This is a genomic window from Micromonospora sp. Mcm103 (assembly GCF_024519755.1).
In the GTDB taxonomy this organism is placed as follows: Bacteria; Actinomycetota; Actinomycetes; order Mycobacteriales; family Micromonosporaceae; genus Micromonospora; species Micromonospora aurantiaca.
On record NZ_JALJRJ010000002.1, the window covers coordinates 315,821 to 328,937 of the forward strand.

Sequence of the window (13,117 nt, forward strand, 5' to 3'; positions counted from 1 at the left end):
TTGAATCGGCGGCGCCGCTCACCGTGGCGTGAGGTCGACAGCCACGGCGATCGTGCTGGTGCTGGCGGCGGTGGCGGCGAGGGCGCCGATGTCGAGGCGGCGGCCGGCGCGGTCGGTGACGGCGCCGGCGGTCAGCCGCAGGCAGCCGACGGGCGTGCCGAGCGTCGCCGACGCGGCCTCCAGCAGCCGCCGCCGGGCGACCGCCACGGCGACCCGGACCGGGGTACGGGTTCCGACGGCCGGATGGGGTGCGCCACGCGTCCGGCCCGCTGCCGGCCGTGGCGGTGGCACGCGGACGCGCCGGCGCGGCACCGACAGCCCGTCGGCGATCAGTTCGGCGGCCGAGGTGTCACCGTCGTACCGGTCCGGCGGCAGCGTGAACGACACGGTCCCGTCCGGGCCGACCTCGACGGAGATCAGTGCCGCCCCGGGCAGGGCCGCCGCCGTCATGACCTCGCCGAGGCCGAGCAGTCCGGCCACGTCCGGCGACGGCGTCCGGGCGGCCGGGTACGCGGCGCTGAGTTCGGCCGCGGCCACGAGGACCGGCGCGGCGAGCACGTACCCCAGGAACGGGGGGAGGGGCGCGGTCATGGTGCCCACCGCGACGCGGTGGTCAGAACTCGCGGTTGCCGAGCGGGATCTCGATGTTTATGGACTGCCCCTCGGAGAGGAACAGCAGGGCGAGCTTGCGGAGGAACTCGTCGAACAGCCAGTAGCACTCCGGTGCGAGCGGGAACGGCAGCAGCGCCTCCCGGACCGCGATGAACGGGCCCCAGCTCGTCCGCAGCAGCGTGTCCCAGAGCAGGTCGCGCGGGATCTCCAGCCAGTTGGCGATCTGGTTGCCGAGCATGAACCGGGTGAACGAGCCGAGGATGGGCTTGCTGAGCAGCCCGGCGTCGATCTCCTTGCCGAGACCGAGCAGGATGTCGGCGAGCGCGTTGCCCTCGCGGGTGGGGGCCAGGATCGGGTCGAGGACCTCGCTCGCCTGGGCGTTCGCCTCGCTCCACGTGGCCGGGATGTACTCGTCCCTGATGCCGAGCATGTGCGCGGCCACCTGCCACAGGTGCAGGAAGGCCGTCGACTCGGCGGCGGGGATCGGCACCCGCCAGTCGGTCAGTTTCCGCATGACTGTGGTCGGCAGGCTGTGCCAGGTGACCATCATGTCCCGCTGGCTGATCGGGATGTCCTCGGGCGCGACGTCGGCCCACTCGGGCGACTGCGGCAGGAGGTGACGCACACCGGCGTGCGCCAGCCGGGTCTTCACGGCGGTCACGATCATCGAGCCGTCGGGCTGGTAGGCGTTGGCGGTGCCGATGTCGTACCCGAGCTTGGCGGTCTTGGAGATGCGGTCCTTCATGTCCGCGCCGCCCTTGGAGTAGTAGACGGCGCGCGCCTCCTTCGGGATGACGGTGCTCATCATGCCGCTGGCCAGGCCGTAGAGCACGCCGAGGTAGAGGCCGCGCTTCTCGTTGAAGCGCACGGCGGTGGCCAGCTTGCCCTGGTCCACCCAGGACGGCAGCACGCGGGCGCGTTCGATGAACGCGCGGACGTCCGCCGGGAGGCCGGACGGCAGCGGCTGGCCGTTCTTCGTCCACGTCCGCAGCAGTTGGTTGACAAGTGGCGCCTCGCCCCGGTCCAGGAGGGAGGCGACGAGCGGGTCGGCCTCCTCGTCCCACACCCAGCGGGGGTCCACGCCCGCGCCGGCGCCGGCCACTGATCCCGTCGGAGACCAGGTCCACGCCGACCGGGCCTGTGCCGGCGCGGCGACGCCGAGCGCGCCGAGCGCGCCGAGTGCCCCACCGGCCTTCAACATCTTGCGCCTGCTTACCGGTTCCACGTCCACTCCTCGGGGTCGAGGCCGCTGATACGGTGAAACGAATGTTGCGCCCGTGTATCACATGAGAGCACGTGGTACCGGTGTCCACAAGGCCCATGACGACAACTGTCGATGGTTTGCGATGAGGGGAGTCCACGGTGGCGCTGGTCGAGGGGATGCTGTCCGGCAAGGTGGCGTGGGTGACCGGCGCCAGTCAGGGCGTCGGCGCGGCGATCGCCGAGGGGCTGGCCCGGGCCGGCGCGTCGGTGATCCTCCAGTCCCGGCGGCCGGACGCGCTGGACGAGGTGCGGGACCGGATCGCGGCCGGCGGCGGCACGGCGGCTGTGGTCGCCGGGGACGTCGCCGACGAGGCGGCCGCGAACGCCGTGGTGGCACTGGCCCGGCAGCGCTGGGGCCGGCTGGACGTCCTGGTCAACAACGCCGGTATCAGCCCGGCGCTGCACCGCAGCGAGCGGCTGAGTCTCGGTGACTGGCAGCAGGTGATCGACACCAACCTGTCCGGGGTGTTCGTCTGCGCCCGCGCGGCCGGCGCGCTCATGGTCGAGCAGGGCGCGGGCAGCATCGTCAACATGTCCTCCGTGCACGGTCAGGTCGGCTTCCCGCGCCTGGCCGCGTACAGCGCCAGCAAGGGCGGCGTCGAGCAGCTCACCCGAACGCTGGCGCTGGAGTGGGCGGCGGCGGGCGTACGCGTCAACGCGGTGGCGCCCGGCTACCTGGAGACGCCGATGACCGAAGGGCTGCGCGGTCACGAACAGTGGTCGAAGCGGCTGCGCGACCGCATCCCGATGGGCCGGTTCGGCCGTCCCGAGGAGGTCGTCGGCGCGGTGCTGTTCCTGGCCTCGGACGCCGCGAGCTACGTCACCGGCAGCGTGCTGCACGTGGACGGCGGCTGGACCGCGCAGTGACCGGCGAGCCGTTTGGTTAGTCCACGTTCTTCACCAGCTTGCCGGTTCGGCGCGATACCACGCCGGATCAAGGCCACTCCTTCCCAGAAAGTTAACCCTCGTTTACAGTGCTGCCATCGGCTGCGGAAACCCGCGCGGGCACCACGGCGAGGGGTGCGGCCAGCCCTGCCACCACCAGGCCCGGTTGCGTGTGAAGGAGTAGCCCATGGACCCCGCCCACGTCCTCGCCGAGGACTGCGCCAAGAAAGCCGCCGACCTGACCGTCCCGGCGCTGCTGCACCGCAACGCCACCGAGTACGCCGACCGGCCCGCGCTGACCACGCTCGGCCGCGACGACACCCGCACCTGGGCGCAGCTGCGCGACGAGGTCGCCGAGCTGTCCGCCGGCCTGGCCGAGATCGGCCTGGAGGCCGGGCGGCACATGCTGATCATGATGTCCAGCCGCACCGAGCACTGGCTCGTCGACCTCGCCGCGGTCCACCTGGGCGCGGTGCCGTCCACGATCTACCCGACGCTCAGCGCCGAGCAGATGCGCTACCTCGCCCGGCACAGCGCCGCCCAGGTGCTCGTGCTGGAGGGTCCGGCCGAACTGGAGCGCTGGCGGCCGATCCTGGCCGACCTGCCCGACCTGCTGCGGGTGGTGCTGGTGGACGAGACCGCCGATCCGGCCGCCGACGCGGTGCCGCTGTCGCGCGTGCGTACCCTCGGCCGGGCCGCACGCGAGGCGGACCCGGACGCCTTCGAGCGGCGCTGGCGCACGATCCGGCCCGAGCAGCCGGTGACGCTGCTCTACACGTCCGGCACGACCGGTAACCCGAAGGGTGTCGTGCTCAGCCACCACAACGTGATCTACCAGGCGGTGGCGCTGGACGCGATGGTGTCCGTCCCCGACCACGCGCCGACTGTTGCCTACCTGCCCCTGGCCCACATCGCCGAACGGTTCCTCGGCATCTACAACCCGATCCACCGCGCCGGGCACGTGACGATCTGCCCCGACGCCACGCAGCTCGTCGCGGCGCTGCGCACCGTCGGCCCCGCCTCGTTCTTCGGGGTGCCACGGGTCTGGGAGAAGATGGCCGCCGGCGTCCAGGCCCACCTGGCCACCGCCGAGCCCGCGGTCCGCGCCGCCGTCGCCGCCGCGACCGCTGTGACACTGGAGGCGTACGAGCTGCGTGCCGCCGGGAAGCCGGTGCCGGACGAGCTTGCCGCCCGGGTGGCGCAGGCCCGGGACACCGTGCTGCGGCCGTTGCAGGCCACCCTGGGCCTGCAGAACATGACCTGGCCCGGCAGCGGCGCCGCCCCGATCCCGGTGGACGTGCTGCGGTTCCTCGCCGGGCTCGGCGTCGACGTGCTGGAGGTGTGGGGTCTGACCGAGACCACCGGCACCGCCACCCTCAACACCCCCGACTGTTTCCGCACCGGCACGGTCGGCCGGCCGAACGTGGGCATGGAGGTACGCCTCGCCGACGACGGCGAGATCCTCGTCCGGGGTCCGCTGGTGTGCTCCGGCTACCTGCGCGAGGACGGCGGCGTCGAGCCGGTCGTCGACGCGGACGGCTGGCTCGCCACCGGCGACGTCGGGGCGCTCGACGACGACGGCTTCCTCACCATCACCGACCGCAAGAAGGAACTCATCATCACGTCCAGCGGGAAGAACATCTCGCCGGCGCAGATCGAGAACCTGTTGCGGGCGCACCCGCTCATCGGTCAGGCGGTCGCGATCGGCGACCGGCGGCCGTACGTCACGGCGCTGATCGTGCTAGACGAGGAGGTCGCGCCGCAGTGGGCGCGCACGCACGGCGTCAGCGACCCGCGGCTGCCCGCGCTGGCCTCGGACCCGGTGCTGCTGGCAGAGATCCAGGCCGCCGTGGACGCGGCGAACGCGCGCCTCGCCCGGCCCGAGCAGGTCAAGACGTTCCAGGTGCTGCCGTCGGCGTGGACGCCGGAGTCGGGCGAGCTGACCCCGACGCTGAAGCTACGGCGCCGGGTCATCGTCGACAGGTACGGCGACCGGATCGACGCCCTCTACCGGCCGGGCGACGCGGCGACGGAGCCCGTCACCCAGTAGCGCCGGGTCGATGCCGGGCGGGGGTGGCGGCGCGCCGAGGTCGGCGGGCCGGTACCCCCGCGGGTAGCCGGGATAGGTGCGGTTGCGCGGCGCGCGGGTCAGCCGGCTCACGGTCCGCGCGGGCAGCAGCCGCACCACGGCGGCCCGGGCACGCAGCGCACCGCCGACCAGCGCGGGCAGCGGTCGCGGCGCGGCCGGCAGCCCGAAGGCGGCCCGCATCTCGGGCGGCAGCAGCGCGCGCACCGCGAGCCGCGCGGCCGGGCGCAGCGGCGCCGGGTACCAGGACGCGAACAGGTCCAGCGTGTACGCCGCGACCCGCTCGTTGCTCGGCGTGCGGCGGAACGTCTCCCGCTCGTACGCGTCCTTGAAGGCGCGGAACGCGTCGAAGTCCGCCGGGACGTCCCGGATGCCCATGCGCGCGCCGACGGCGCGGTAGTAGTGGAACGCGGCCAGCCGCTCGTGCTCGTGCAGCGGGCGCCAGCCGTACCGGTCCAGCCAGTCGATCGGCTCGTAGACGAACGTGGACAACACGTACCGCATGTCGTCGTTCGAGATCGCGTACCGGCCGTGCGCCCGGTTGACCACCCGCAGCGCCTCCCGGCCGCGCGGCGAGTCGTACCCGTGCTCCAGCAGCTCGGCCATCAGCAGCGCGGTGTCGTCGTAGCGCTGCTGCGCCCGCAGCCGGAACTCGCCTGTCGCGTCGAGCAGCGCGGAGATGCTCGGCACGCAGTACGTGCGCAGCAGCGCCACCTCCAGCGCCCGCTGGTAGTCGAAGGGGAACTCGTACCCGGCGGAGAGCCGGTAGATCTCGTGGTGGTCGCGGACCGGATCGAGCGTCTCGATCCGGCGCAACCAGCGGTACCGCCCCTCACGAGCCATCGCCACCACCCCCACCGTCCACCCTTGCCGATGTAGTCAAGCTCCTCTATGTTAATAGAAAATCACATCCCCGGATAACTCGAAACCTGCTTGTGCGCACCTCACGAGCCGGTGCTCAGGGTGATGTCCGGTCGAAACCGGGAAGTGGTGCTAATGGAGAATCTCAGTAGACGAAGCGTCCTGACGCTCGGCGCCGCGCTGGGACTGGTAGCGGTGGCGGACGCCCCGAAGGCGTGGGCGTGGTCGTCGTCCGGCTCGATCGCCGGGACCGACACGGTCACCGACCCGTGGGACGTCTGGGACGACGACACCGACCCGCTCGTCGCCTCGATGCTGGACGCCGGTCAGATCCCGGCGGTGAACACCGCGTTCGCGTCCTGGATCCGCAACGGCGACGCGCTGCCCGCCGGCCTGCCCCCGGCGCTCACCACCTACCTGCGGCGGGTCAACACGCTGCCGTCCTGGGCCGACCAGGCCAAGCTGGACCGCGCCGCCCAGTTCAACAAGCGCATGAGCATGTACCTGTTCCTGCTCTACGGCCTGGGCAGCGGGATCATGAGCACGGTGATCCCGCGCGAGGCCCGCAACGTCTACTGGTCCGAGGGCGGCGCGGACATGAAGTCGCGCGCCGCGAAGACCTTCACCTACGGGTACGACCTGAGCGCTCCCGACGCGTTCAAGGCCACCGGCAGCTTCGTGGTCACCTCGCACAAGACGCGGCTCACCCACGCGGCCGTACGGCACCTGCTGCCGCGGTCCGCGCCGTGGCGCGGCGTCACCGACCACCCGATCCCGATCAGCAACGGCGACATCCTCATCACCTTCCACAGCCTCGGCACGTACGTGCACCGCAAGCTGCTCGACTGGCGTCGCTGGGGACTGCGGATGTCGGCCGCGGAGGAGGAGGCCTACCTGCACATGTGGCAGGTCGCGCTGCATCTGCTCGGGGTCCGCGACGAGTTCATCCCGAACAGCTGGGCCGCCGCCGAGGAGCAGTCCCGGTACGCGCTGTCCCCGCTCCTCGCACCGACGCCCGAGGGCATCGACCTGGCCGACATCCTGCTGAACCTGACGTCCTCGGTGGATCTGGGCGTCACCCGGGGATTCCAGCGGGAGTTCGCGCGCTACGTGCTCACCGACCGGATCGGCGACTGGCTGCGGCTGCCCCGCGACTACATCTCCCGGGGCGTGATCGAGGCCGGCTGGCCGACGTACGTGATGTTCCGCGAAGGGCTCTCGCCGCTCATGCCGGAGACGTTCGGCCTGTTCGACAGGTTCATCCGCGGGCTGGCGATGCTGTTCCTCAACAACGGCTCGTCCGCGTCGCACACCCCGATCACGATCCCGGTCATCAACCGGCCGGGCACCTGAGTCCGTGCCGGTTCACAGCGTCAGGGCGCCGGTGACCAGCGCGGTGACCGCGTCCCGGTGGCCGGGCGAGTCCTGCCAGCGCAGGGCGCGCCCGGCCTCCACCGCCACGCCGAACCCGGCGTGCACGAGCAGCCGGGCCTGCCGCCGGTCCAGGTCCGGCCGGACCGCCCGCAACTGCTGCTCCCAGACCGCGATGTGCTCCCGCTGGGCGAGGATGAGCGGACGCCGTACGTCGTCCGGCAGGCCGGCCACCTCCGCCTCGGCGACGCTGTTGAGGGTGTTGTGCTCGAAGCAGTAGGCCACGTACGCCGCCGCCAGCGCGACGACCGCCTGCCGCGGGTCGGCCGCCCGCTGGAGACTGCGGTCCACCGCCTGCGCGAGCAGTTCCGCCGCCTGGAGGCAGGCGGCCACGAGGATGTCCACCTTGCCGGGATAGTGGCGGTAGATCGCGGACGGTGCGAGCCCCACCGCCTGGGCGATCTGCGCGTTGGTGACGGTGGCGAAGCCGTCCCGGGCGAACAGCGGCACGGCCGCGGCCAGGATCTCCGCGCGTCGCGTCCGGGGCACCGGCTGGGCGGGCAGCTCGACCAGCCGCGCCGTCCCGGCGGCGGTGGTCGGATCGGTGGCTACGACCCGCATCGCGGACCGCAGCACCAGATCCTCGATCCGGCGCTGGGCGATCGAGGTGCGGTGCATGGTCACCGAGCCGATCACACCGAGCGCGGCCACCGCCCGCAGCCGCTCGTCGGGCAGCGGGTACTCCCGCCGTACCATCTCGGTCACCCGGCCCACGACGTGGCCGAACTTCGCGCGGAGCAGGTGGCGGTCCGCGCGGCCGAGGTAGCGGGCCTCCCACCGGTATAGGCCGCCGGAGGCGCGGTGCGCGACGGTGACCCGGGTGAGGGCCAGCAGCACGTCGGCCAGCGCCGCGTCCGGCGGCCACTCGTCGACGGCCCCGACCAGGTTGTCCACCATGACGTTGGCGCACTCGGCGAACAACGCGTACTTGTTCGGGAAGTGCCGGTACAGCGCTGGTGCGCTGATCCCGACCGCCGCGGCGATCTCCTCCATGGAGGCGCCGTGGTAGCCCCGCTCGCTGAACACCTGCCCGGCCGACTCGACGATGACCTGTCTGCGGTTGCGGGGCCGGGTGGCCGCGGCCGGCCCGGTGGTCACCGGGTCGTCCGGGCGGACGCGGACGGGCACGGAACCATGGGTGTCAGTCAACCACAGCGCCTCACGCCGCCCGCGCGCTCGCGGTGACGCCGGTCAGGCGTGCAGGACGGCGAGCGCGAGCCGGGCGGTCTGGTCGTCGTAGCCGGCGGTGCGGTCGAAGCGGCCGAGCCGCCCCACGTCGGTGACCACGTTCAGCGCGGCGTGCACGAGCACACGGGCGTCGCCGGCCGGCAGGTCCGGTCGTACCGCCCGGACCAGGCCCACCCACTCCTCGACGTGCAGCCGCTGCGCGCCGCGCAACTGGTGGCGGTCCCGGTCCGGCAGGTTGTTGTTCTCCGCCAGGTACACCGCGATCAGATCGCTCTGACCGAAGGCGAAGTCGACGTACGCGCGTACCACCCGGTGCAGCGCGTCGGCCGGGTCGGCCGCCTCGGCGATCGCCGCGGTGGTGGCCCCGGTGAGCCGGTCGGTGGCCCGGTAGTAGGCGGCGGCGAGCAGGTCGGCCTTGCCGGGGAAGTAGCGGTACACGCTGGAGGCCTGCATGCCCGCGGCGCGGCCGATGTCCTCCACCGCGACGGCGTGGTAACCGTGCCTGTGGAACAGGCGCATGGCCTCGACGAGCAGCAGTTCGCGCCGCGAGACCGGGCGCACCGGCCCGGTGGCGGGCGTGTCCTGCGGGGCGGTACGCCGCCGGGGCGGCACCGTGGGCGCGTCGGTCCGCAGCAGCGTCCAGGCGACCCGGGTGAGCAGGTGCTCGGTGTCGGCACCGGCGGTCCGGTACGTGGTCACGCTGCCGAACGCGCTCAGCGCCGCGTTCACCAGCAGGTCGGCCTGCGCGGCGGTCAGCTCGGGGCGCAGCTCGCGCAGCGGCGCGGCGACGCGGCCGACGAGCGTGGCCATCGACGCGCCGAACTCCTGCCGGTGCTCGGGCGTCAGGTAGCGGCCCTCCCACTGGTACAGCCCGGCCACCCGCCGCCTGCTCACCGCGACCTCGGCGAGCGCGCGCAGCAGTTCGTCGAGCAGCCCCTCCGCGCTGCTCGCCGCCGGCTCTCCGGTCGCGGCGAGCAACGCGCCGACGACCTCCCGGGTGGCGTGCACGAGGATCGCGTACTTGTTCGGGAAGTGCCGGTAGACGGCCGGCCCGCTGATGCCGACGGCGGCGGCGATCTCGTCCACCGAGACGCCGTGGTAGCCCCGCTCGCAGAACAGCTCGGCCCCGGCGAGCGCGATCCGGGCCTTGCGGTCCTTGGGCCGCCGGGCCGGTGCCGGGGCGGTGTCGCCTGCTGCTCGTCGCACAGCTACACGTTAGCGCCCCCTCGCGCGGATCCCGTGGCGCCCCTCGGCGGTTTCCGTCGCCGAGGTTGAAGCCGGGCAGCGCCTGACGCTTCTTGACAAGCGGCAGCAGGCTCAAGAAAAGTTAGGCGAAATTCGCATGCGGGTGAGCAATGAGGAGCTTGGCATGACGACCGATGCGTTCATCTACGACGCGTTGCGTACGCCGCGCGGGCGGGGCAAGCCGACCGGATCGCTGTACGGGGTGAAGCCGGTTTCGCTGATCACCGGCCTGATCGAGGAGACCCTGCGGCGGATGCCCGGCCTCGATCCGGCGCTGATCGACGACATCGTGCTCGGGGTGGTGTCCCCGCTCGGCGACCAGGGCGCCGACATCGCCCGGACCGCCGCCGTCGCCGCCGGCCTGCCCGACACGGTGGCCGGCGTCCAGCTCAACCGCTTCTGCGCCTCCGGCCTGGAGGCGGTGAACATCGCCGCGCAGAAGGTGCGCTCCGGCTGGGAGGATCTCGTCCTCGCCGGTGGCGTCGAGTCGATGTCCCGGGTGCCGATGGGCTCCGACGGCGGGGCGTGGGCACTGGACCCGGAGGTCAACTTCACCACCGGGTTCGTGCCGCAGGGCATCAGCGCCGACCTCATCGCCACCATCGCCGGCTTCGACCGGGAGACGGTCGACGCGTACGCGCTCCAGTCGCAGGCGCGGGCCGCGAAGGCATGGGCGAACGGCTACTTCGCCCGGTCCGTGGTGCCGGTCCGCGACCGCAACGGGCTCACCGTGCTGGACCGGGACGAGCACATCCGGGCCGACTCGACGGCGGAGAGCCTCGGCGCGCTGCGCCCCTCGTTCGCCGAGATCGGCGAGAAGGCCGGCTTCGACGCGGTCGCGTTGCAGAAGTACCACTGGGTCGAGCGGATCGAGCACGTCCACACGGCGGGCAACTCCTCCGGCATCGTCGACGGCGCCGCGCTCGTCGCGATCGGCAGCGAGGCGGCAGGCGCCGCCGCCGGTCTCACCCCGCGCGCCCGCGTCGTGGCCACCGCGCTCAGCGGCGCCGACCCCACCATCATGCTCACCGGCCCGGCACCGGCCGCCCGCAAGGCGCTGGCGAGGGCCGGCCTCGGCGTCGACGACCTCGACCTGGTCGAGATCAACGAGGCGTTCGCCGCGGTGGTCCTGCGGTTCGTCGCCGACCTCGGCCTGAACCCGGACATCGTCAACGCCAACGGTGGGGCGATCGCGATGGGCCACCCGCTCGGCGCGACCGGCGCCATGATCCTCGGCACGCTCGTCGACGAACTGGAACGACGCGGCGGCCGCTACGGCCTGGCCACGCTCTGCGCGGGCGGCGGCATGGGCATCGCGACCGTGATCGAACGAATCTGAGGAGCACGAATGGCAAACACCGTCCGGTGGGAGCACGGCGACGACGGCATCGTGCTGCTCACCCTCGACCACCCCGGCCGCTCGGCGAACGTGATGAACGCGGAGTTCGGCGAGAGCCTGGCGGCCACGGTGGACCGGCTCGAGGCCGAGCGTGACCGGATCACCGGCGTGATCGTCACCTCGGCCAAGAAGACGTTCTTCGCCGGCGGCGACCTGGAGACCCTGGTACGGCTCACGCCCGCCGACGCCGAGGCGTCAGCGGCCGACGCGGCCGCGCTCAAGCAGGCCGTACGCCGGCTGGAGACGCTCGGCCGTCCGGTCGTCGCCGCCGTCAACGGCTCCGCCCTCGGCGGCGGGCTGGAGCTGGCCCTGGGCTGCCATCACCGCATCGTGCTCGACGACCCGAGCATCGAGATCGGCTTTCCCGAGGTCACGCTCGGCCTGCTGCCCGGCTGCGGCGGCGTGGTGCGTACCGTCCGGCTGCTCGGCGTCACCGCCGCGCTGACCGACTGGCTGCTGCGCGGCCAGCGCCGCCGGCCGCAGGACGCGCTCGCGCACGGACTGGTCGACGAACTCGCCGCCGACCGGGACGCCCTGATGGCCGCCGCCCGCGAGTGGGTCGCCGCGAACCCGGACGCCACCCAGCCGTACGACCGCAAGGGCTACCGGATGCCCGGCGGCACCCCGTCCAGCCCGGGACTCGCGATGCAGTTGCCGGCCATGCCCGCGCTGCTGCGCAAGCAGCTCAAGGGCGCGCCGTACCCGGCGCCGCGCAACATCCTCGCCGCCGCCGTCGAGGGCGCCCAGGTCGACCTGGACACCGCGTTCACGATCGAGGGGCGGTACTTCACCGAGCTGGCCACCGGCCAGATCGCCAAGAACATGATCAAGGCGCTCTTCTTCGACCTCCAGGCCGCCCGGTCCCGCACCGCCGGTGGCGACCACCAGCCGGTACGCAGCGTCGCCGTCGTCGGAGCGGGCATGATGGGCGCCGCCATCGCGTACGTCTGCGCCCGCGCCGGCATGCGGGTGGTGCTCAAGGACGTCACCGCCGAGGGTGCGGCGCGCGGCAAGGCGTACTCGGCGGGCCTGCTCGACAAGGCGGTCGCCCGGGGCCGGTCCACGCCGGAGAAGCGGGACGAGATCCTGGGCCGCATCCACGCCACCGGCGACCTCGCCGACCTGGCCGGCGTCGACCTCGCGATCGAGGCGGTCTTCGAGGACCCGGCGCTCAAGCACAAGGTGTACGCCGAGATCGAGCAGGTCGCGCCGGACGCGCTCATCGCCTCCAACACCTCCACGCTGCCCATCACGCTGCTCGCCGAGGGCGTCAGCCGGCCGGAGGAGTTCGTCGGGCTGCACTTCTTCTCCCCGGTGGACAAGATGCCGCTGGTCGAGGTGATCCGCGGGGAGCGGACCGACGAGGCCACGGTGGGCCGGGCGCTGGGTGTCGTCCGTCAGCTGCGCAAGACGCCGATCGTCGTCAACGACAGCCGGGGATTCTTCACCAGCCGGGTCATCGGCACGTTCACCAACGAGGGCGTGGCGATGCTGGCCGAGGGCATCCCGGCGGCGACCATCGAGCAGGCCAGCAGTCAGGCCGGGTATCCCGCGCCGGTCCTCGCGCTGATGGACGAGCTGACCCTCACCCTGCCCCGGAAGATCCGCCTGGAGACGGCCGCCGCGACGGTGGCCGCCGGGGGCACCTGGCAGCCGCACGCCGCCGACGCGGTGATCGACCGGATGATCGACGAGTGCGGCCGGACCGGACGCTCCGGCGGCGCCGGCTTCTACGACTACCGAGACGGCAAGCGGGCCGGGCTCTGGCCGGGCCTGCGGGAGCAGTTCGGCGGCACGAACCTGGACACGCCGTTCGAGGACCTCAAGGAGCGGATGCTCTTCATCGAGGCGATCGAGTCGGTGCGGTGCCTGGACGAGGGTGTGCTGACCTCGGTGGCCGACGCCAACGTCGGCTCGATCCTGGGGATCGGCTATCCGAGTTGGACCGGCGGCGTCCTGCAGTACGTCAACCAGTACGACGGGGGGCTGCCGGGCTTCGTGGCCCGCGCCCGGGTGCTGGCCGAGCGCTACGGCGAGCGGTTCGATCCGCCGCCGCTGCTGGTCGCCATGGCCGAGCGGGGCGAGCGGTTCGAGTAGACGACGACGCGGCCCGGCCGGTGGGTATGCCCCTCACCGGCCGGGCCACT

The 13,117-nt window shown here is 72.7% G+C and carries 10 protein-coding genes; 5 read left to right on the top strand and 5 right to left on the bottom strand.

Annotated elements, in window-relative coordinates:
* Positions 1 to 18 precede the first annotated feature (18 nt).
* Together OC439_RS04030 and OC439_RS04035 are read right to left on the bottom strand one after the other, a co-directional pair.
* Entirely contained in the window at positions 19 to 591 is a 573-nt protein-coding gene (locus tag OC439_RS04030) for an isoquinoline 1-oxidoreductase (RefSeq protein ID WP_262012253.1), read from the bottom strand.
* Positions 592 to 613: 22 nt separating this feature from the next.
* Positions 614 to 1,837: an oxygenase MpaB family protein gene (locus OC439_RS04035; protein WP_262012254.1), complete on the bottom strand. Its 1,224-nt coding sequence runs from the start codon at positions 1,835 to 1,837 to the stop codon at positions 614 to 616.
* Positions 1,838 to 1,974: 137 nt separating this feature from the next.
* Here OC439_RS04035 and OC439_RS04040 point away from each other — a divergent pair, with 137 nt between their 5' ends.
* Together OC439_RS04040 and OC439_RS04045 are read left to right on the top strand one after the other, a co-directional pair.
* On the top strand, positions 1,975 to 2,742 hold the full coding sequence (locus OC439_RS04040) for an SDR family NAD(P)-dependent oxidoreductase (RefSeq protein WP_262012255.1): 768 nt from the start codon (positions 1,975 to 1,977) through the stop codon (positions 2,740 to 2,742).
* 205 nt (positions 2,743 to 2,947) lie between these two features.
* A complete protein-coding gene (locus OC439_RS04045) occupies positions 2,948 to 4,810 on the top strand; it encodes an AMP-dependent synthetase/ligase (protein ID WP_262012256.1) in 1,863 nt (620 codons plus the stop codon).
* Here the strand turns inward: OC439_RS04045 and OC439_RS04050 are convergent.
* A complete protein-coding gene (locus OC439_RS04050; protein ID WP_262012257.1) occupies positions 4,718 to 5,689 on the bottom strand; it encodes an oxygenase MpaB family protein in 972 nt (323 codons plus the stop codon). The two genes, OC439_RS04045 and OC439_RS04050, sit on opposite strands and share 93 nt — an antisense overlap.
* Positions 5,690 to 5,842: 153 nt before the next feature.
* On the opposite strand from OC439_RS04050, the gene OC439_RS04055 reads away from it, so the two are divergent.
* Entirely contained in the window at positions 5,843 to 7,060 is a 1,218-nt protein-coding gene (locus tag OC439_RS04055) for an oxygenase MpaB family protein (protein WP_262012258.1), read from the top strand.
* A 12-nt stretch (positions 7,061 to 7,072) separates the two neighbouring features.
* On the opposite strand, the gene OC439_RS04060 is transcribed toward OC439_RS04055, so the two are convergent.
* Both OC439_RS04060 and OC439_RS04065 read right to left on the bottom strand, forming a co-directional pair.
* Entirely contained in the window at positions 7,073 to 8,266 is a 1,194-nt protein-coding gene (locus tag OC439_RS04060) for a TetR/AcrR family transcriptional regulator (protein ID WP_262012259.1), read from the bottom strand.
* 63 nt (positions 8,267 to 8,329) lie between these two features.
* On the bottom strand, positions 8,330 to 9,532 hold the full coding sequence (locus OC439_RS04065) for a TetR/AcrR family transcriptional regulator (protein ID WP_262012260.1): 1,203 nt from the start codon (positions 9,530 to 9,532) through the stop codon (positions 8,330 to 8,332).
* A gap of 163 nt (positions 9,533 to 9,695) precedes the next feature.
* Between OC439_RS04065 and OC439_RS04070 the strand changes: the two genes are divergently transcribed.
* Positions 9,696 to 10,910: an acetyl-CoA C-acetyltransferase gene (locus OC439_RS04070; RefSeq protein WP_262012261.1), complete on the top strand. Its 1,215-nt coding sequence runs from the start codon at positions 9,696 to 9,698 to the stop codon at positions 10,908 to 10,910.
* Between the two features lie 9 nt (positions 10,911 to 10,919).
* Positions 10,920 to 13,067: a 3-hydroxyacyl-CoA dehydrogenase NAD-binding domain-containing protein gene (locus tag OC439_RS04075; protein WP_262012262.1), complete on the top strand. Its 2,148-nt coding sequence runs from the start codon at positions 10,920 to 10,922 to the stop codon at positions 13,065 to 13,067.
* Positions 13,068 to 13,117: the final 50 nt, after the last annotated feature.